The following is an 18,947-nucleotide window of genomic DNA, read 5'->3' on the forward strand; positions in this document are numbered from 1 at the left end:
GTGTCGCCGTGTTCTGAGCCCGTCGCGATCAGGGCGAGCTCGGGACGGTGAGCGCAGGAGGTGCAATGCCAGGAGCGACGACAGGCGCAGCACCAGGCATGACGACGGACTGTCGGCTGCCCCGGGTTGCTCGAGCACCCAGTCGCGTCATCGAGTCCGATCGTCGTTTGGCGAGTCCTCGTAGGGAGGTGTTGGATTCAGTCGCCCGGTGGGATGGACGACGGCGGACACTCGCCGGGGTCGGCGCCGGCAGGACAACCGGCAGCACGAGCGGATCGTCGGTCTTCGGGCGAGTGGTCATGCCTCAGTATGCGCCTGCACCGCAAGACGGTGTCGGGCGAGGTCCGCGCGCATCAGGAGGATGGCGCTGACCAGCCGGTACTCGTAGCGAGCCTTCTCCGGCGGGTTCTCCATGTCCAGGGCCTGGTACAGGCGGTTGGCGTGGACGCGCAGTTCCCGCATCGACATGCGCAAGTAGTTGGGCCGCGGTTGTGCGATGGCTTCCTGGGCCGGTCGGCGCACCAGGTCCGGTCTCGCAGGTGAGGTGTGAGGGCTCATCATCGACTCCGTGGGAAGGCGTTGGTCGAGCCCCCTGCTGAGCCATGTGTAGGCACTCTATCGACATTCACCTCACCGCCGGAAACCCGACCCAGCATGACGACGCTGCTTCGTCCGCGCCGTCACCCCCGCGGCAACGGCTCCACCGGGTTGGGCTGGTCGAGCAGGGCAGTCCCTGCGGCGTCCGCGCTCCGCAGCTCGTCCAGCCGCACGCACACCACGCCGGCCACGATCAGGAGCCCGCCGAGCAGCTGCAGGGGTCCGGACAGCTCACCGAGGATCAGCCAGGCCGCGAGCACCGCGAACATCACCTCGGTCAGCGCCACGAAGCTGGCCACCTTGGACCCGAGGCGCTGCGCGGCGAGGATCCCGGTCACGTAGGCGGCCACCGTCGCCACGAGGACGAGCACGGCGACCGGCACGATCCAGCTGTAGGTCGCCCCGGCCAGGGAGACGTCGGCGAACACGAACCGGAACGGCATGATGTTCGTCAGGCCGAGGACCGCTATGGTTCCCGCCGCGACCACCATCCCGCCGCCGGCCATCACGAGCGGGGGGAGGGACTCGTCCACCTTCGCGGACATGAGGAAGAACACCACGAGGCACACGGCCGCGGCGAGACCGAAGAGCACGCCCACGGGATCCAGCCGGGTGTCACCCGTGAGGTCCAGGACGAGCAGCAGTCCGAGGACGGCCGTGACGGAACCAATGATCGTGAGGACCTGCGGCGCCTTCCGCGAGCGCAGCCACAGGAAGCCGACGATCAGCACGGGCGCCAGGTACTCGAGGAGCAGCGACACCCCGACGGACATGCGCTGCACGGCATTGAAGTAGAACAGCTGGCACAGGGCGATCGCCGTGGTCCCGTAGATGACGATCGTCAGGGCATTGCCGCGGAGTGTCGCCCAGCGGCCTCGCATGGCGATCAGCACCGGGACGAGGAGCACGACGGCGGCACCCCCGATCCGGAGCCCCACGGCGGCGCCGGGACTCCAGCCGATCTCGAGGAGGGACTTGGCGAACGGTCCGGAGACGCCGAACGTCGCGGCGGAGACGATTGCCAGCCAGAGGCCGGCGGTGGGGCGCAGGGGCACGTCCGCTCCTTCGGGTCGAGAAGTGGTGTCATGAGTGACAAGTGGTTATGGTCGTGACACTAGGGGTTCGTGATGTCAGGAGTCAACATGTCTTTCACCTATGACACGGAGGTGGCGCTCGCGTCCGCGGCCGCACTCATCAACAGTGCGAAGGACGACGTCGACCCGCTGGACACCCTGGAAGGCCTGGACCGCTTCCTCGAGGAGCAGCGCTTCTCCGGCTCGCGGACACACACCGAGGCGGAACTCGACGCCGTGCGCGCACTGCGCGCCGAGCTGGAGGTCCTCTGGTTCGCGGACGAGGACGACGCCGTCGCGCTCGTCAATGCGATCCTGCGGCGCGCCAATGCACTCCCCCAGCTCGTCCGGCACGACGAGTGGGACTGGCACCTCCATGCCACAGCACCCGAGGCGCCGCTCGAGGAGCGGATGGCGACCGAGGCGGCCATGGCACTGGCCGACGTGATCCGCGGTCACGAACTCGACCGCCTCCGCTCCTGCGCGGCCGAGGACTGCGACGGAGTGGTGCTGGACCTCAGCCGCAACCGCTCGAAGCGCTTCTGCGACATGGGCAACTGCGCGAACCGCACGCACGTCAAGGCCTACCGCGCCCGGAAGGCCCGGAGCGCCTGATCACCCCCGAACGTCTCACTTCGATAACGTTCGCCCACACCCTTGTCGCAGCCTGCCTTCCACGGATATGTTGTCTTCGCCTACATATCGTCGATGGTGACATCGACCGGGCGCTACAGCGTTGTATCAGCTCGATCCAGCCATAAGGCACACCAAGGCATGCCGACCGTTACCTCCGGCCCCTGCCCCGGGCGTGCCGCCACCCGGACGGATCCTTTTCAAAGGCTCAACCCATGACCACGATCAAGAATGTCTCGGCCTTCCTGCTGGCAGTCGGTGTCGCAGCGGGAATGTCGGCCTGTGCGCCGGCCGGATCGACCGCCCCCGAAGCCGAGGGCGATGACGCGACCACCAGCTGCAACGTCGGCATCTCCATGCCCACCCGCAGCCTCGAGCGCTGGATCAACGACGGCGAGGGACTCAAGGAGAAGCTCGAAGCCGCCGACTGCACCGTCGACCTGCAGTACGCGGACAACAAGACGGACCAGCAGATCAGCCAGATCCAGAACCAGGTGGCCGGCGGGGCGAAGATCCTCGTCGTCGCGGCCATCGACGGCCAGACCCTCGGGCCCGCCCTCGAGGACGCAGCGTCCCAGGACGTCAAGGTCATCGCCTACGACCGCCTGATCAACGGCACCGAGGCCGTGGACTACTACGCCACCTTCGACAACTACAAGGTGGGCCAGCTCCAGGGCCAGTTCATCGAGGAGCAGCTCGGACTGGCCGACGGCAAGGGCCCGTTCAACCTCGAGCCCTTCGCGGGCAGCCCCGACGACAACAACGCCGCGTTCTTCTTCGCCGGGGCGTGGGACGTCCTCCTGCCCTACGTCGAGTCCGGCCAGCTGGTCGTCCCCTCCGGGAAGTCGCCGGCGGACAACGACGGCTGGAAGGCCATCGGCATCCTCGGCTGGGGCTCCGACGACGCCCAGGCCGAGATGGACAACCGCCTGCAGTCGTTCTACACCGGCGGTGACAAGGTCGACGTCGTGCTCTCACCCAACGACAGCCTCGCGCTCGGCATCGAGGCGTCCCTGGATGCCGCCGGCTACAAGCCGGGCACGGACTGGCCGCTCATCACGGGACAGGACGCCGACGTAGCCAACGTCAAGGCGATCCTGGCCGACCAGCAGTCGATGACCGTCTGGAAGGACACCCGCGAACTCGGCGGCCAGGTGGAGTCGATGATCCAGGCGATCGTCGCCGGCGAGGAGGTCGAGGTCAACGACACCGAGACCTACGACAACGGCACCAAGGTCGTCCCCGCCTACCTCCTCGATCCCGTGGTCGTGGCGAAGGACGACGTCGAGCCGACGCTCGTGGAGTCCGGCTTCGTGAAGGCAGCAGACATCGGTCTCTGACCACCGAGTGCAGGGCGGGGCGCGGCGACGAGCCGCGCCCCGCCCTGCCCTAGAGCGAAGCGAGAACAGCATGAGCAACGTCATCCTCGAGATGGACGGCATCGTCAAGGAGTTCAACGGCATCCGGGCCCTCGACGGCGTCTCGGTGAGCGTGGAGCGCGGCGAGGTGCATGCCATCTGCGGCGAGAACGGCGCCGGGAAATCCACCCTGATGAAGGTGCTCAGCGGTGTCTACCCGCACGGCAGCTTCGACGGCACGATCACGCTCGACGGGAAGCCGGTCGCCTACGGCTCGATCAACGACAGCGAGCGCGACGGCGTGGTCATCATCCACCAGGAACTCGCCCTCAGTCCGTACCTGTCCATCGCCGAGAACATCTTCCTGGGCAACGAGGTGCAGCGGGGCGGGGTGATCGACTGGAACAGGACGAATCTGCAGGCCACGGAACTCCTCGCCCGGGTGGGCCTGCAGGAGAACCCCGCCACCAAGGTCCTCGAACTGGGGGTGGGCAAGCAGCAGCTCGTCGAGATCGCCAAGGCCCTGTCGAAAGAGGTGAAGATCCTCATCCTCGACGAGCCCACGGCCGCCCTCAACGACGACGACTCGGCCCATCTGCTGAGCCTGATCGAGCAGCTGCGGACGCAGGGCATCACGTCGATCATCATCTCCCACAAGCTCAAGGAGATCCGCGCGATCGCCGACACCGTCACCGTCATCCGCGACGGGCAGACCATCGAATCCTTCGCCGTCACGGACAGCGACGACATCGAGACCCGCATCATCCGAGCCATGGTCGGGCGCCCGCTGGACCACCAGTTCCCCCCGCGCGAGCCCTCCATCGGGGAGGAGAAGTTCCGGGTGGAGGACTGGACCGTCCACCACCCCATCGATGTGGAGCGGACCGTGGTGGACAGGGCGTCCTTCTCCGTGCGCGCCGGCGAGATCGTCGGATTCGCAGGACTCATGGGGGCGGGCCGCACGGAACTGGCCATGAGCATCTTCGGTCGCTCCTACGGAACCGGCATCTCCGGCCGCGTCTACAAGGACGGCGTGGAGATCCAGACGCGGACCGTCGGGGAGGCGATCCGCAACGGGATCGCGTACGTCACCGAGGACCGCAAGCGCTACGGCCTGAACCTGATCGGCAGCATCACCGTCAACGTCTCGGCCGCGGCCCTCGGGAAGCTCGCCCGGCTGGGGATCATCGACCGCCACCGGGAGTACGCCGTCGCCGACGAGTACCGCCGGCAGATGAACATCAAGACGCCGAGCGTCACCTCGGTGGTCGGTAACCTCTCGGGCGGGAACCAGCAGAAAGTGGTCCTCAGCAAGTGGATCTACTCGGGCCCCGACGTGCTGATCCTCGATGAACCGACGCGGGGCATCGACGTGGGCGCCAAGTACGAGATCTACGGGATCATCAACGAGATGGCGGCCCAGGGCAAAGCGGTGATCGTCATCTCCAGCGAGCTGCCCGAGCTGATCGGGCTCTCGGACCGCATCTACACCATCGCGGAAGGCAAACTCACCGGCGAGCTGGATCGCGCCCACGCCAGCCAGGAGGAACTCATGCGCCACATGACCGCCGCCAGGAACCAAGGAGCACAGGCCTCATGACCACCACCACGCCCGAGCAGGCCACGGCTCCCGTCCCGCCTCGCCCCGATCCCGCCAAGAAGAGGCGACGCCGGGTCGACATGCGGCAGTACGGCATCCTCGCCGCCCTCGCCGTCATCATCCTGCTGTTCCAGGTCCTCACCGGCGGGCGCCTCCTGTACCCGGGCAACGTGAGCAACCTGATCCAGCAGAACGCTTACGTGCTCATCCTCGCGATCGGGATGGTGATCGTCATCATCGCGGGGCACATCGACCTGTCCGTCGGCTCGATCGTCGCGACGGTCGGCGCCGTGGCTGCGCTCTCCATGAACAGCTGGGGACTCCCGTGGGGTGCCGCCGTCGCGCTGTCGCTCCTCGTGGGCGCCCTGATCGGGGCCTGGCAGGGCTTCTGGGTCGCCTTCGTGGGCATACCGGCCTTCATCGTGACCCTCGCGGGCATGCTGGTCTTCCGCGGCGTGGCCCTCGTGCTGCTGACCGGCGGAACGATCAGCGGGTTGCCGCGGGCCTTCAACTCGATCGGCTCGGGCACGCTCCCTGCCACCGGCACACCGGACCTGATCACGCTCGGCATCGGTGCGCTGGCCTCCCTGGCCCTCGTGGCGCAGCAGCTCAAGGGGCGCGCCGACCTCCGGCGCCTCAACCTCCCCCGCGAGCGCACCCTGTCCTTCGTCCTGAAGATCGCCATCGCCGTCGTCGCCATCATGTACCTGTGCTACCTGCTCGCGTACAACCGCGGTACACCGATCATCCTGATCATCCTCGCGACCCTCGTCCTGCTGTACTCGTTCCTGCTCTCACGGACCGTGTTCGGCCGGCACGTCTATGCAATGGGCGGGAATCTCTACGCGGCCATGATGTCCGGTGTGAAGACGAAGTGGGTCAACTTCTTCATCTTTGTGAACATGGGCTTCCTGGCAGGCCTCGCCGGCGTCGTCAGCACCGCGCGTGCCGGCAGCGCCGTGGCATCGGCGGGAGGCAGTTTCGAACTGGACGCCATCGCCGCCGTCTTCATCGGCGGTGCGGCTGTGCAGGGCGGCGTCGGGACCGTGGTGGGCGCGGTGATCGGCGGCCTGGTCATGGGCGTCCTGAACCAGGGGCTGTCCATCCTCTCCGTCGACGCGGCCTGGCAGCAGGTCATCAAGGGACTCGTCCTCCTGCTCGCCGTCGCCTTCGACGTCTACAGCAAGCGTCGCACCGGCCGCTGATGCAGCGTACTCGTGGACGGGTGGCCGATCCTTCGGGGCCGCCACCCGTCCCGCCATCGCTCCACGCGCCGGCGGGACGGGTCCACAGGACCCTGACCGGGCCGCCCCACTGAGCGCACTTTCCCCGCCGTCCGCCTGCGGCGGCGGTTCAGATGAAGACGTGGAGGAAGCGGAAGAACACGGAGGCCGCGACGGCGATGTAGGTGACGGCGATGACGGGTCCCACCCATGCCGCCAGCCATCGGGTGACGGCGACGGGTGCGGGGATGACGCCGTGGACCATGTTCCGGACGGTGGTGAGGATGAACAGGGGGATCATCGCCGCCCAGACGATCATGCAGTAGAGGCAGAGGACGTAGATCTCGAACAGGGCCTGGCTCCACAACCAGGCCGCGAACACCACACCGAGCGTGACACCTGCCTGCACGCCCACCCAGTACCAGCGATCGAACCGGGCACCGGCCAGCAGGCCCATGCCGGTGGTGATGATGACGGTGAATCCCACGAGACCGATGAAGGGGTTGGGGAAGCCGAAGGGCTCTGACTGCCAGGTCTCCATGACCTGTCCGCAGGACACCCAGGGATTGATGTCGCAGCTCGTGACGTGGTCCGGGTCCTGCAGGAGCTGAAGCTTCTCGAGGATCAGGATGGCGGCCGCGATCCAGCCGGTGATGCCGGTGGCCAGGAGGAGCAGGCCGAAGGCTCGGGGGCGGGCGAAGGGTGGCGTGTCGGTGTCGGCTCCCGCCGCCGTGCTCGGGAACCGCTCGCGGGAGAGGTTGTTCATTGCGCTGACGACTCCTCCTGGCTGATGGCGGTTTCGATGAGCCGGCGGAACTCTTCCTCGCTCGAGGGCTGGATCTTCTCGCCGTCGAGGAAGAACGCCGGGGTTCCCTGGACGTCGGGCGCCATGCCGTCGGCCTTGTCCTTCTGGATGCGCTCCGTCGTCGCGGGACCCTCGACGGCGGTGTCGGAGGCGGCGTCGGAGGCGGCCAGGTCGAGACCGAGCTCCTCGGCGTAGCCGCGGAAGACCGGCGACCGATCCTCATCGGTGTGGCCCCACTGCGCCTGCGTCTCATCCATGCGCGCGTGCCTGTCCCTGAACCCGCCCTGCTGCACTGCGGTTTCGACAGCGGCCGCCGCGGCCGCGGCGATGAGCCCGATCGTGATGCGGTCCTGCAGGCTCAAGCCCGTCGGCGTCCTGGGCTTCGTCCTGGGGAAGGGGGTCGGCACGGTGGTGTCTCCTCGTCGGCTGGATGCGTTCTCGTGCCCGGTCCCGACACGATGCCGGGACCGGTGGCTTGAGGGCCTGTTCGTCTCCCTACTCGTGCGGGCAGCAGGCGTCCTGGCCGTTGTCGGAGGTGTCACTCCCGGTATCAACGCTCCCGCCGTCTCCGAGGTTTCCGAGGCTCGGGGCGCGGCAGGAATCGCCCTTCCAGGCTTCGCGGCCCTCCTTGACGGCGACGGCGGCGATGACCAGGGCGGCGACCGGGTCGGCCCAGGACCAGCCGAGGGTGCTGTTGAGGAGCAGCCCGACCAGCAGGACACCGGACAGGTAGGTGCAGAGCAGGGTCTGCCTGGAGTCCGCGACGGCCGAGCGGGAGCCCAGTTCGCGTCCGGCGCTGCGCTGGGCCCACGACAGGAACGGCATCACGGCGAGACTGGCTGCAGCGAGGACGATCCCGACGAGGGAGTGATCTGCCGCAGCCCCACCGAGCAGACTGCGGACGGCGTCGAAACTGACGAACGCGGCGAGGCCGAAGAAGGAGAACGCGATCAGGCGCAGCGCGGTCTTCTCGCGGGCCTCCGGGTCGCGGCCCGCGAACTGCCAGGCCACCGCGGCCGCGGAGAGGACCTCGACGATCGAGTCCAGCCCGAAGCCGATCAGGGCGCTCGACGACGCGATCGTACCGGCGCTGATCGCGATGACCGCTTCGAAGACGTTGTAGGTGATCGTCGCGGCGACGAAGAGGCGGATGCGCCGGGACAGGATCACGCGACGCTCCGCGGTCGACGCAGGTCGCAGTGATCGGCCCGACCCGATCGACGTGTGAGTGCTCATCAGCAGCAGGCCCTTCCGTCGACGTGATTCTCGTCAGCGGTGCAGCAGCACTCGAGGCTGCTGACCGCGACGACGCTCAGGAGGGCGGTCAGTGCGTCCCCCAGTTCCGGGTCCGCCAGCTCGTACCGGACCCGCCGCCCCTCGGGGACGGCGACGACCAGCCCGCATCCGCGCAGGCACGTCAGGTGATTCGACAACCGCTGCTTGCTCACGCCCGCCAGCTCGGCCAGGTCACCCGGATAGGACGGGGCATCCCGGAGGGCCAGCAGCACGCGGGCGCGGACCGGATCCGAGAGGGCATAGCCGAACCTGGCGAGCACCGAGTGATGGGTGAGCGTAGCCATCCGCCAATGGTACATAACCTCATGTACTGATTGGTGCGGGGTGGGAACCCCGGCAGGGTCCCGCCCCAGCGGGAGGCGGCCGGCCGGCATCCGGGCGGGGACCCGACGGAGGCTGGTCGGTCAGGTGTCCTGCCGTGGCAGGCGCTGGCCGTAGCGGGGTTCGTCGTCGGGCCCGGGATCCGCGGCGGGATCCGCGGCGGGCGGGGCGGGCGCCGCCTTCCGGTCCGGCTTCGCCGACGAGCGGTTGACACCGGAGCCCTTGCTGAGGTGTTCGGAGTTCGGGGTCTCCGCCATCATGAGCATGGCGCAGATGACGAGGGAGACGATGAACGCGATCCCTGCCGCCGTGAGGCCGAGGTCGACGCGCAGCACGTTGCTGCCGCCTCCCGTGGCGAAGATCGACGTCGCCACCCCGGCCACGAGGGCCAGGACGGCCGAGAACACGAGCGGTGCCTTGATGCCGTGGCGGAATCGACCCTGCGAGGGCTTCCCAGGCTGGCGCTTGGCCACGGGCACTCCTTCCGGTGATGCAATATTTCTACGAGCTGTAGAGACTCTAGTTTACGGTGTCCGGCTCGCCCCGGGCGCCGGAAGTGGCCGGTGCGCTCAGCGCTGAATCGTGCCGGTAGCTTAGGGCGGCGATCCCGAGCACGACGGCGGTGAGCAGCGCCCCGCCACCGGCCACACCGAGCAGTGCATGGGCTCCGAGGTGCTCGACGAGCGGGAGCAGGGCGCCCGTGACGACCGCCACCGTCCCGACGATCACGAGGTCCCGTGCCATCACGGAACCGCGGGCCGTGAGTCCGCGCAGCACTTCGACCCCGCCGGCGACGACGAGGGCAACCGCGCCGGCGAAGGCGAAGCTGCGGTCATCGAGGAACACGAGGCTCGCTATACCCGCACCGAGGAGCAGTCCGCCACCGATGTCGGGCAGCAGCCGCGTGCGGGAAGCCCTGTATGGCAGGCGGTGCGTCCAGAGGTAGGCCGCGCCCGTGAGCAGGAGGTAGAGCCCGCCGGCGACGGACATCACCAGGGTGGAGGGTTCGCGCCAGAAGACGGTCACGAGACCGAAGACGGCGCCCACCCCGGCACGGGCCAGGAACGGCTTCCAGACCGACAGTTCGGACGCGTCGGACCCGGCGCCGGGGTCGGGCGGTGCAGCAGCCATCGAAGACCTCTCTGGACGGGGTGCGGGACCGGCGATCTCCGGCGAGTCCAGTTTAGTCCTCGGAACGCACCCGCCGCCCCGTCCCTACCCGGTGAACAGCGCGTTCCGCAGGGCATCGGCCTGGGCCCGCCAGAACCTCCGGGAGACTCCCTTCCGCGCGAACAGCGTGTCGAAACCATGGAACGCGCCGTCCACGACGACCAGTTCGCAGGGCACGCCCGCCTCCTCCAACCTCGCCGCGTACGTCGTGTCCTCGTCGAAGAAGAGGTCGAGTGACCCCACGCCGATCCACGCCGGCGGCAGCCCGGTGAGGTCCTCCCGGCGGGCCGGTGCCGCATAGGGTGACACGCCGGGGCCGCCCGGGGCTCGGCCGAGGTACGACGTTCAGCCGAAGCGGTTGCTCCCCGGGGTCCATACCCGCACGTGGCGGGTATCCGCGTCGGTGCGCACCACGGTCCGGTCATCGATCATCGGGTACACCAGCAACTGGAAGGCGGGCCGCACCCCGCCTCGGTCATGGGTGAGGAGCGCGAGACCTGCTGCGAGTCCTCCACCGGCACTCTGTCCTCCGATCGCGATCCGATCGGCATCGATACCCCGCTCCTCCGCGTGGGCCGCGAGCCAGGTCAGGGCCGCGTACGCGTCCTCGAGGGCGGCCGGCGCGGTGTGCTGCGGCGACAGCCGGTAGTCGACGGACGCGACGGTGATCCCGAGGGTGCGTGCGAAGGCGAAGTTGGTCGCATCGTCCTGGGAACTGCTCCCGAGGATCATGCCTCCGCCGTGCAGCCACAGCAGAGCGGGTGCCCTTCCCACCAGAGTCCTCGGACGGATCAGGCGCACGCCCACGTCAGGCGCGCCATCGGCACCGGGCACGGCGATGTCGTCGACCAGGAGGTCCTCGGGTATGTCGGTGGCACTCCTGCGCGGCACGTTGGCGAGACGCGCCAGGCGCGGTCCGAAGGACAGTGGGGGGATCCACCGTCCGACGGCGAGGTCCGGATGGAATACGGTCACGGGAAGGCGCTCCTCTCGCTCGGCCATCGTCACTCCTACCAGTCTGCCGCAGGACGTCGAGGCGGGGACCGGCCGGGTCAGGCCCGTTCCTGCCGGCTCACCATCTCGGTGATCCAGCTCGGCGCGAAGGGCGAGGTGCAGTTGGGCGGCGTCGGGTAGTCCTTCAGGACCTCGAGCCGTTCCCCGATGTCGAGGGCTCTGGCCCGCTGCGCCTCGTGTTCGATCCCGATCTGCGCGAGCGTGTGGTTCATGGCCCACTGCAGGCGGTCCGGCGCTTCCTTCATGCCGGCCTCGATGGTGTCCAGCAGCCCGGGCAGGTCGAGGCCCTCGGGCTTCCTGACCACGCGCTCGCTGGTGAGAGCCCAGCCCGCACTGGCCACGACGGGATCCGGATCGGCCATCCACTCGAGGCGGAGCCGTTCGGCGTACGGGTTCTTCTTCACCACGTAGTTCACGAACCAGTCGTGCACCTTCGGCGAGCGTGCCTGGCGCAGCATGGCGTCGAGTTCGTCGTGCCCGAAGGACTTCGGCCGGCAGATCAGCAGCGCCACGAGTTGCGCTGCGGTGTCGGACGTGGCCCAGAGCGCCCGGGCGAGATCGTGGTGCGCCCTCAGCCGCTTCGCGAGCGCGCGCAGCGAGGTGAGGTTCACCCCGTGGTCGTCACCGTGCTTCTCGTTCACCGCGCGGATCCGCGGGTCCTCGAGCTCCGCCAGCTCCGCCAGCACGTCTGCCACCGTCGGCACTCCCACCGTCACCTCCGGCACTCCGGCCTCCCCTGCACTCGTTCGTCGTCGTTCCATCCTCCCGCTCCCGTGGCGGACGCGCCAGAGCCCGGGGTCGCGGTCTCACAGCGGCGGAGCGGACGGGGCGGGGCCGGGAGGAGCGCCGGGGTCGAGTTCGATCGGTAGGGACGGGGCGAGCCGGCGCAGGGACGTGAAGGCCGGGACGAGGGCGTCGTACAGCTCGGCGAAGACCGGCAGCAGGGAGGCGTAGACCGCGGCGGCGGCCGGCTGGGGGCGCACCGTCTCCTCGATCTCGACCATGTCGGCGACGACGTCGATCGACTCGATGAGGCCGAGAGCCTCCATCCCGAGCAGCGCCGCGCCGAAGCCCGAGCCCTCCTGCCCGTGTGCGAATTCGATCGGCATCCCGAACGTGTCGGCGAGGAGTTGGCGCCAGAGGGGGCTGCGCATGACACCCCCGGTCGCGCGGACGTGGGTGACGTCGAGCCCGGCGGAACGCATCGAGTGGAGCACCAGCGCCAGCTGGAGGCAGACGCCCTCGAGCGCCGCCCGCACGAGGTGTTCCCTGCGGTGCGCCCTGGTGAGACCGACGTAGGCGCCGCGAGGCAGCGAACTCCAGTGGGGCGCCCGCTCGCTGAGCAGGTACGGGAGCATGAGCAGCCCGCCCGATCCGGGAGCCACCCGCGCTGCCAGGGCCAGCAGTTCCTCCTCGGGCGGTTCGGCCAGGTCGGGGGCGATCGCGTCACCGGCCCACCCGAGCACCACCCCACCGTTGTTGATCGCGCCGCCGACCACCCACCGGGTGGACGTCAGCGCATAGCAGAACACGCCGCCGAGCGGATCCACCGCGGGCCGGTCGACCGCGACGCGCAGCGCTCCGCTGGTACCGATCGAGCAGGCCGCCACGCCGGGGCGCACGGCGCCCACGCCGAGGTTGGCGAGGGGACCGTCCGCGGCGCCGACCACGACGGGCGTCGTGCCGGGCAGACCCATCGCGGCAGCGGCGTCGTCCGTGAGGGCGGGCAGCACGGTCGTGGTGGGGACGATCTCCGGCAGCTGCTCGGGCTGGATGCCTGCGAGCGCGAGCGCCTCCTCGTCCCACGCCAGGGTGCTCATGTTCATCAGGCCGGTCGCGGAGGCGATCGAGTGGTCCACCACCAGCGCGCCGCAGATCCGCAGCAGCACGAATTCCTTGATGCCGACCCAGAACCCGATGCTCTCGCACAGCTTCGGCTCCTGCTCGCGGAACCAGACGAGTTTCGGGAGCGGGGACATCGGGTGCACCGGGGTGCCCGTGCGCCGGTGCAGGGCGAGCCCGCCGACCGACGCCCGCAGCCGTTCGGCCTGGACACGCGACCGGGTGTCGGCCCACGTGACGACCTCGGTGAGCGGTTCCCCGGTCGGGGAGAGTCCGATGAGACTGTGCATCGCCGAACTGAACGAGAGCCCTGCGACGCGCTGGGCGCCCACCTGGCGCACGACCTCACGCACCGACTCGAGCACCGCGGCGAGGATGAGCTGCGGATCCTGGACCGCCTGCCCCGGGTGGGGCTCGTCGAGCGGATAGCCCGCCGCGTGGGACGCCTCGAGCGTGCCGTCCGTCCGGAAGGCGACCGCCTTCGTATTGGTGGTGCCGAGGTCCACGCCGATCACGACCGGCCCGGCCGGAGCTGCTCCCGGGGTCATCGCTCGCCGTGCCACAGCGAGATGACGACCTTGCCGGAGGTCTCGGAGTCCCGGGCGACGGCGAAGGCCTCGAGCGCGCGGTCGGCCGGGACCTCGTGAGTGATGACGTCCTCGATCCCCGGGGTGTCGTCGAGCAGTTCGATGGCCCGGTCGATCTCGTCGTCGAACCGGAAGGCCCCGCGGAGCTGGAGCTCCTTCGAGATCAGCGGGGCGAGATTGATGCCCCGGGGTTCGTTGGGCACCATGCCGACCTGGACGACGATGCCCGCCCGGCGGGCGGCCAGCAGGGCCGTGCTGACGGCGGCCGCAACGCCGGAACATTCCAGCACGACGTCGAATGCCAGGGCCGGGATCTCCTCGGTGCCGACCTGCACGGTGCCGTGCGCCCCGAGGCGTCGGGCGCGCTCCAGGGGGCCGGGGAGCACATCGGTGGCCACGACCTCGGCGGCGCCCTCGGCGAGGCAGGCAGCGATGGCGAGGAGGCCGATGGGCCCGGAACCGGACACGAGGACCCGCTTGCCCCGAACCCCTCCGGCGACCGTGATCCCGTGGAGGGCGACGGCGAGCGGCTCGGCGAGGGCGGCCCGACGCAGCGGCAGCCCGGACGGGAGCGGACGCACCATGTGCTTGTCGACGAGCAGGAACTCGCTCATCCCGCCCTGGGTGTGCGGCCAGGTGGAGGCGCTGCCGAGGTAGGCACCCCCGGGCCACAGGTGCCTGCGGTCCTCGATGCCGTGTTCCGGACGCCCGAACGTCGCGGGATGGACCGTCACCGGCGTCCCGGGAGCAAGCTCACCGGATGGGTCGGAGTCCACGGTGCCCGACACCTCATGACCGGGGACGAGCGGTTCGCGCACGACGTACTCCCCGTTGGCGCCTTCGTTGTAGTAGTGGAGGTCGGATCCACAGACACCTCCGAAGGCCATCCGGAGCCGGACCTGGCCCGGACCGGGCTCGGGTGTCGGCAGCTCGGCCTCGACGAGGTCGAGCTTGCCGTTGATGACGAGGCCTCTCATGTGGTGCCTTCCCTTTCGATTCGACGCCGGGCGGCCGCAGCCGCCGTGCAGGCTGTCAGACGACGGACGTCATCCCGCCGTCGACGAAGATGTTCTGACCGGACACGAAGGTCGATGCGTCGGAGGCCAGGTAGACGAGCGTCCCGACGAGCTCCTCGAACCTCCCCCACCGCTGGGCGGGGGTGCGGTTGATCACCCAGGTGTTGAACGCCTCGTCCTCGACCAGCGCACGGTTCATCTCGGTGGCGAAGTAGCCGGGAGAGATGGCGTTGACCTGGATGTTGAACCGGGCCAGGTCGGCAGCCATGCCCTTGGTGAGCATGGCCACCCCGCCTTTGGTGGCCGAGTACGGCGCGATGGTCTGCCGGGCGAGCATGGACTGGACCGAACCGATGTTGATCACCTTGCCCGAGCCCCGCTCCGCCATGCCGCGGGTGACCTGCCGGGAGACGTAGAAGACGCTCGACAGGTTCGTCGTGACGATGTCGTCCCAGTCGGCCGGGTCGAAGTCGTTGAACGGCGCGCGCCGCTGGATGCCCGCGTTGTTGACGAGGATGTCCGGCACCCCGTGCTCGGCGACGAGCGCCGCGATACCCCGGGCCGCCCCGTCCACGTCCGTGACGTCGAAGGTCGTGGTGGCGGGCACCGTCCCGGTCGCCTCACCGATGCTCGACGCCGCATCCGCCACGGCCCCTGCGTCGCGTCCGTGCACGATCACACGGGCGCCGGCCTGGGCGAGGCCGGTCGCGAGGGCGTACCCCAGGCCCCTCGAGGAGCCGGTGACCAGTGCGAGCCGACCGGTGATGTCGAACGCGTGCGGGGTCATCAGCCGATCCAGAAGACGAGGAGGGTCAGTCCGAATCCGGCCACGGATTCGAGCGACTGCTGGACGGTCCAGGTCTTCAGCGTGGTCTTCACATCCATGCCCATGAGCCGGCCGACGAGCCAGAAGCCGGAGTCGTTGACGTGGCTGGCGAACACGGACCCGGCGGCGCTGGCCAGGGTGATGGCGGCGATCTCGAGGGGGCTGAAGCCGCCGGCCAGAACCGCGGGGGCCATGAGCCCGGCGGTGGTGACCAGTGCCACGGTCGCGGAGCCCTGGGCCACGCGGAGGATCACGGCGATGAGGTACGCGGCGAGGATGATCGGCAGCCCGATCGAGGCGAGGGAGTCCGAGAGCGCGTCACCGATACCGGAGGCACGCAGCACTCCGCCGAACATGCCGCCGGCGCCGGTGATGAGGATGACCGAGCAGACCGGGCCCAGCGCGGAGTCGAGCACCTTTTCCAGGGCGGTGCCGTTCTCGCCGCGCCGGTGGCCGAGCACCGCTGTGGCCACGAGGACGGAGATGAGCAGCGCGACCGGGGACGAGCCGATGGCGCTCAGCACCTGCACCCAGGTCTGTTGCTCGGCGTCGACGACGCCCGCGGCGTCGAGGAAGTCCAGGCCGGTGTTCATGAAGATGAGGAGCAGCGGCAGCAGCAGCATCGCGACCACGGTGGAGAACTTGGGCGGGTTGGTCGGCTGGTCGGCGTCGAGCGTGCCGAACAGCGCCGGGACCGGGAGGATGTACTTGGTGGCCACGAACTTGCCCCACAGGTAGCCCGTGACGTACCACACCGGGAAGGCGATCAGCAGGCCGATGAGGAGCACGAGGCCGAGGTTCGAGCCGTAGAGCTCGGTCGCTGCGACAGGGCCGGGGTGCGGTGGCACGAAGACGTGCATCACGGAGAAGGCGGTGGCAGCCGGGATACCGTACAGCAGCACGTTGGTGCCGCCCAGGCGTCGGGCGACGGCGAAGATGATCGGCAGCATGACGATCAGGCCCGCGTCGAAGAAGATCGGGAAGCCCATGATCAGGGAGGCCAGGCCGAGGGCGAACGGTGCACGCCGTTCACCGAAGACGTCGACCAGCTTGTCGGCGAGCACCCGAGCGCCGCCGCTGTGCTCGATCATCTTGCCGAGCATGGCGCCGAGGCCGATCAGCAGGGCGACGGAACCGAGGGTGGTACCGAAGCTGGTCACCAGGGTGGTGACGATTTCGCTCGTGGGGATCCCCGTGGCGAAGGCGGTCAGGAGGGACACGAGGACCAGCGTCAGGAACGCGTGTACCTTGAATCGAATGACCAGGATGAGGATCAGGGCGACTGCGCCCGCCGCGATGCCCAGCAGGGGTCCCGCGCCCAGCGTTTGGGTCCAATCTTCCACAGAACTCTCCATTGATGTTCGGCCCGCGATGGGGCGACTTTGCGCTTGGAACCGTAGTCTGGCACGCACATCACGCTCGAAGCAAGAAAGATCACATCTTTGACGCGCAGTAGTCCCTCATCCGCACCTGCTCCCGTGCTGCACAACGCCGTCCTCGAGCGCCTGGGCAGCGAGATCGCCCAGGGCGTCCGGCCGGCGGGGAGCGTCATCACGCTCGCACAGCTGGAGGACGAGGCAGGAGTGTCCAGGACCGTCGTCCGCGAGGTCGTGCGGATCCTCGAGTCGATGGGCATGGTCGAATCCCGTCGGCGGGTCGGCGTGACCGTCCTCCCGGTCGCCGCCTGGAACGTCCTGGACCCCCAGCTGATCCGCTGGCGGCTCCTGGGACCGGAACGCGTCACCCAGTTGCACCGGCTGACCGAGATGCGGCTCGCCCTCGAACCGACAGCCGCCCGCCTGGCCGCGAGCAGGGCGACACCCGAGACCGCCGCCGAACTGATCGAGCTCGCCACCCGCCTGCGGGTGCTCGGCGAGGCGGGCCGGGGGCACGAGCAGCCCTACCTCGACGCCGACATCGCCTTCCATGCACTGCTGCTGGCGGCGAGCGGCAACGACATGATGGCGTCCCTGCACGGGATCGTGACGGAGGTGCTCGCTGGCCGCACAGACCTCGGCCTCTCGCCGGCCGATCCGGCGCCCGTCTCGTTCGACAACCACGAAGGCGTCGCCCGCGCCATCGCCGACCGGAACGAGGACCTGGCGGAGGAGTACGCGCGGGCCGTCGTCCTGGAGGTGTGGCACGAACTGGGCGACCTCTGAGCCGGGAGTCCCGTCCTGCCCGAGGCGGGCCGTAGCGGCTACCCGGCCCCTTCCGCCCCGCGGCGCGTCGCCCCGGTGACCATCCAGCGGTCGTCCCGGACGCGCCAGCCCAGCGTCGCCGCGCGCGCGAGCATGTAGCCGATGCCGAAGGCGAGCCACAGCCCCACGATCCCCTCGCCGCCCGACAGCTCCGCCGTGCCGACGAGGGCCAGCAGCGGCAGGTAGGCGACGAGGTTCACGACGCCGGCCGTGGCAAGGTACCGGGCGTCGCCCGCGCCGATGAGGACGCCGTCGAGCACGAACACGAAGCCGCAGACCGGCTGGGACGCGGCGAGCACCCACAAGCCTGCCGCGAAGGCGGACTGGACGGCCGGGTCGGTGGTGAAGATCCACCCGACGAAGGGAGCCACGGCCGCGAGCAGGCCTCCCGTGACAACGCCGAAGCCCACCCCCCACGTGATCATCCGCCGCGTCAGTGCACGGGCCAGCGGCCGGTTCCCCGACCCCAGCTCCTTGCCGATCAGTGCCTGCGCGGCGATGGCGAGGGCGTCGAGGGCGAAGGCGAGGAAGGTGAAGACCGTCATGACGAGCTGGTGCGAGGCGAGGCTGAGGGGACCCTGCGCCGTCGCGACGAGGACGGTGGCGAGGATCGCCACGCGCAGGGACAGCGTGCGCAGCATGAGCCACGAGCCGACGCTCGCCGTGCTGCGGATGCCGCGGAGGGACGGCTTCAGGGGGACCTGCTCCCGACGGGAGGCACGCACGATCATCACGAGGTACACGGCCGCCATCCCCCACTGGGCGAGGCTGGTCCCCAGCGCGGAGCCGGCGACCGACATCCCCGCGCCGTACACGAGCAGGTAGTTGAGGACGATGTTGACGCCGAAGCCCGCGCCCGCGACGACCAGCGGCGTGCGCGTGTCCTGCAGCCCGCGCAGCACCCCGGTGGCGGCGAGCACCACGAGCATGGCCGTCAGCCCCGGCATCGACCAGCGGAGGTAGTCGACCGCGAAGGCGTGGACGGCGCCCTCGGCACCCAGCAGGGAGGCGAGCCGGGGCGCGGTGGCCCAGCCCGCGACGGAAAGCAGGACCCCGAGCGCGACGGCGAGACCCACGCCGTCGCGCCCTGCAGCGAGCGCCTCGGGCAGACGGCCCGCACCGAGGAGACGGGCGACGGCGGGAGTGGTCGAGTACGCGAGGAAGACCATGAGTCCGACGGCGGTCTGCAGCACCGTGGATGCGAGGCCCACACCGGCGAGCTCGTCGACGCCGAGATGCCCGACGATCGCGGAGTCGGCGAGCAGGAAGAGCGGCTCGGCGATGAGGGCACCGAGCGCCGGGACGGCGAGCCGCAGGATACTGCGGCTGAGCTGACGGTTGCTGGGGAGGGTCTCGTGCACCGTCCCAGCGTAGGCCGAGGGGCC

Annotated in this window: 19 protein-coding genes and 1 pseudogene; 5 read left to right on the forward strand and 15 right to left on the reverse strand. The window is 69.6% G+C overall.

What is annotated here, in order from left to right:
* Positions 1–297: 297 nt before the first annotated feature.
* Positions 298–558 (reverse strand): hypothetical protein, encoded by a 261-nt coding sequence (locus AC0Z9V_RS14250; RefSeq protein ID WP_133079911.1) that lies wholly within the window; start codon positions 556–558, stop codon positions 298–300.
* 122 nt (positions 559–680) lie between these two features.
* On the reverse strand, positions 681–1,652 hold the full coding sequence (locus AC0Z9V_RS14255; RefSeq protein WP_485141913.1) for an EamA family transporter: 972 nt from the start codon (positions 1,650–1,652) through the stop codon (positions 681–683).
* 87 nt (positions 1,653–1,739) lie between these two features.
* Between AC0Z9V_RS14255 and AC0Z9V_RS14260 the strand changes: the two genes are divergently transcribed.
* The 4 genes from AC0Z9V_RS14260 to mmsB all read left to right on the forward strand — a co-directional run bounded on the left by AC0Z9V_RS14260 (position 1,740) and on the right by mmsB (position 6,466).
* Positions 1,740–2,285 carry a CGNR zinc finger domain-containing protein gene (locus AC0Z9V_RS14260; protein WP_133079913.1) on the forward strand — a complete coding sequence of 182 codons (546 nt, stop codon included), beginning with the start codon at positions 1,740–1,742 and terminating at the stop codon, positions 2,283–2,285.
* A gap of 233 nt (positions 2,286–2,518) precedes the next feature.
* A complete protein-coding gene (gene chvE / locus AC0Z9V_RS14265; RefSeq protein ID WP_133079914.1) occupies positions 2,519–3,643 on the forward strand; it encodes a multiple monosaccharide ABC transporter substrate-binding protein in 1,125 nt (374 codons plus the stop codon).
* Positions 3,644–3,713: 70 nt separating this feature from the next.
* Positions 3,714–5,261, forward strand: coding sequence for a multiple monosaccharide ABC transporter ATP-binding protein (gene mmsA / locus AC0Z9V_RS14270; protein ID WP_133079915.1), 1,548 nt, complete (start codon positions 3,714–3,716; stop codon positions 5,259–5,261).
* Positions 5,258–6,466, forward strand: coding sequence for a multiple monosaccharide ABC transporter permease (gene mmsB / locus AC0Z9V_RS14275; RefSeq protein WP_133079916.1), 1,209 nt, complete (start codon positions 5,258–5,260; stop codon positions 6,464–6,466). Before mmsA ends, mmsB begins: the two co-directional genes overlap by 4 nt.
* A 148-nt stretch (positions 6,467–6,614) precedes the next feature.
* Here the strand turns inward: mmsB and AC0Z9V_RS14280 are convergent, their stop codons facing one another.
* The 12 genes and pseudogenes from AC0Z9V_RS14280 to AC0Z9V_RS14335 all read right to left on the reverse strand — a co-directional run bounded on the left by AC0Z9V_RS14280 (position 6,615) and on the right by AC0Z9V_RS14335 (position 16,704).
* Entirely contained in the window at positions 6,615–7,250 is a 636-nt protein-coding gene (locus AC0Z9V_RS14280) for a vitamin K epoxide reductase family protein (RefSeq protein ID WP_485141914.1), read from the reverse strand.
* Positions 7,247–7,651: a DsbA family protein gene (locus AC0Z9V_RS14285; protein ID WP_485141915.1), complete on the reverse strand. Its 405-nt coding sequence runs from the start codon at positions 7,649–7,651 to the stop codon at positions 7,247–7,249. Before AC0Z9V_RS14285 ends, AC0Z9V_RS14280 begins: the two co-directional genes overlap by 4 nt.
* Positions 7,652–7,784: 133 nt before the next feature.
* Positions 7,785–8,525, reverse strand: coding sequence for a cation efflux transmembrane domain-containing protein (locus AC0Z9V_RS14290; protein WP_485141916.1), 741 nt, complete (start codon positions 8,523–8,525; stop codon positions 7,785–7,787).
* The gene (locus AC0Z9V_RS14295) at positions 8,525–8,869 is read right to left on the reverse strand and encodes an ArsR/SmtB family transcription factor (RefSeq protein WP_485141917.1); all 345 of its coding nucleotides are present in this window, start codon (positions 8,867–8,869) and stop codon (positions 8,525–8,527) included. The genes AC0Z9V_RS14290 and AC0Z9V_RS14295 overlap by 1 nt, the downstream gene beginning before the upstream one ends.
* Before the next feature lie 120 nt (positions 8,870–8,989).
* On the reverse strand, positions 8,990–9,379 hold the full coding sequence (locus AC0Z9V_RS14300) for a hypothetical protein (RefSeq protein ID WP_485141918.1): 390 nt from the start codon (positions 9,377–9,379) through the stop codon (positions 8,990–8,992).
* 46 nt (positions 9,380–9,425) lie between these two features.
* The gene (locus AC0Z9V_RS14305; RefSeq protein WP_485141919.1) at positions 9,426–10,037 is read right to left on the reverse strand and encodes a hypothetical protein; all 612 of its coding nucleotides are present in this window, start codon (positions 10,035–10,037) and stop codon (positions 9,426–9,428) included.
* 84 nt (positions 10,038–10,121) lie between these two features.
* Positions 10,122–11,078 (reverse strand): annotated as a pseudogene (locus tag AC0Z9V_RS14310) (alpha/beta hydrolase).
* A 50-nt stretch (positions 11,079–11,128) separates the two neighbouring features.
* Positions 11,129–11,851, reverse strand: a complete 723-nt coding sequence (locus AC0Z9V_RS14315; protein WP_485141920.1) for a DNA alkylation repair protein — start codon at positions 11,849–11,851, stop codon at positions 11,129–11,131.
* 45 nt (positions 11,852–11,896) lie between these two features.
* On the reverse strand, positions 11,897–13,480 hold the full coding sequence (locus AC0Z9V_RS14320) for a gluconokinase (RefSeq protein ID WP_133079924.1): 1,584 nt from the start codon (positions 13,478–13,480) through the stop codon (positions 11,897–11,899).
* Positions 13,477–14,496 carry an L-idonate 5-dehydrogenase gene (locus AC0Z9V_RS14325; protein ID WP_485141921.1) on the reverse strand — a complete coding sequence of 340 codons (1,020 nt, stop codon included), beginning with the start codon at positions 14,494–14,496 and terminating at the stop codon, positions 13,477–13,479. Before AC0Z9V_RS14325 ends, AC0Z9V_RS14320 begins: the two co-directional genes overlap by 4 nt.
* A 55-nt stretch (positions 14,497–14,551) precedes the next feature.
* On the reverse strand, positions 14,552–15,322 hold the full coding sequence (locus tag AC0Z9V_RS14330; protein ID WP_485141922.1) for an SDR family oxidoreductase: 771 nt from the start codon (positions 15,320–15,322) through the stop codon (positions 14,552–14,554).
* On the reverse strand, positions 15,322–16,704 hold the full coding sequence (locus tag AC0Z9V_RS14335) for a GntP family permease (RefSeq protein WP_485141923.1): 1,383 nt from the start codon (positions 16,702–16,704) through the stop codon (positions 15,322–15,324). The genes AC0Z9V_RS14330 and AC0Z9V_RS14335 overlap by 1 nt, the downstream gene beginning before the upstream one ends.
* A gap of 135 nt (positions 16,705–16,839) precedes the next feature.
* Between AC0Z9V_RS14335 and AC0Z9V_RS14340 the strand changes: the two genes are divergently transcribed.
* Positions 16,840–17,523, forward strand: a complete 684-nt coding sequence (locus tag AC0Z9V_RS14340) for a FadR/GntR family transcriptional regulator (RefSeq protein WP_485141924.1) — start codon at positions 16,840–16,842, stop codon at positions 17,521–17,523.
* 38 nt (positions 17,524–17,561) lie between these two features.
* On the opposite strand, the gene AC0Z9V_RS14345 is transcribed toward AC0Z9V_RS14340, so the two are convergent.
* Positions 17,562–18,923, reverse strand: coding sequence for an MATE family efflux transporter (locus AC0Z9V_RS14345; RefSeq protein WP_485141925.1), 1,362 nt, complete (start codon positions 18,921–18,923; stop codon positions 17,562–17,564).
* Positions 18,924–18,947: the final 24 nt, after the last annotated feature.

It is taken from the genome of Arthrobacter sp. UYP4, assembly GCF_057291175.1.

Coding starts and splice junctions, on each gene's coding strand:
- mmsB (WP_133079916.1), top strand. CDS start 5,258: ATGACCACCACCACGCCCGAGCAGGCCACGGCTCCCGTCCCGCCTCGC.
- AC0Z9V_RS14250 (WP_133079911.1), bottom strand. CDS start 558: ATGAGCCCTCACACCTCACCTGCGAGACCGGACCTGGTGCGCCGACCG.
- AC0Z9V_RS14280 (WP_485141914.1), bottom strand. CDS start 7,250: ATGAACAACCTCTCCCGCGAGCGGTTCCCGAGCACGGCGGCGGGAGCC.
- AC0Z9V_RS14305 (WP_485141919.1), bottom strand. CDS start 10,037: ATGGCTGCTGCACCGCCCGACCCCGGCGCCGGGTCCGACGCGTCCGAA.
- mmsA (WP_133079915.1), top strand. CDS start 3,714: ATGAGCAACGTCATCCTCGAGATGGACGGCATCGTCAAGGAGTTCAAC.
- AC0Z9V_RS14320 (WP_133079924.1), bottom strand. CDS start 13,480: ATGACCCCGGGAGCAGCTCCGGCCGGGCCGGTCGTGATCGGCGTGGAC.
- AC0Z9V_RS14330 (WP_485141922.1), bottom strand. CDS start 15,322: ATGACCCCGCACGCGTTCGACATCACCGGTCGGCTCGCACTGGTCACC.
- AC0Z9V_RS14315 (WP_485141920.1), bottom strand. CDS start 11,851: ATGGAACGACGACGAACGAGTGCAGGGGAGGCCGGAGTGCCGGAGGTG.
- AC0Z9V_RS14295 (WP_485141917.1), bottom strand. CDS start 8,869: ATGGCTACGCTCACCCATCACTCGGTGCTCGCCAGGTTCGGCTATGCC.
- AC0Z9V_RS14260 (WP_133079913.1), top strand. CDS start 1,740: ATGTCTTTCACCTATGACACGGAGGTGGCGCTCGCGTCCGCGGCCGCA.
- chvE (WP_133079914.1), top strand. CDS start 2,519: ATGACCACGATCAAGAATGTCTCGGCCTTCCTGCTGGCAGTCGGTGTC.
- AC0Z9V_RS14290 (WP_485141916.1), bottom strand. CDS start 8,525: ATGAGCACTCACACGTCGATCGGGTCGGGCCGATCACTGCGACCTGCG.
- AC0Z9V_RS14325 (WP_485141921.1), bottom strand. CDS start 14,496: ATGAGAGGCCTCGTCATCAACGGCAAGCTCGACCTCGTCGAGGCCGAG.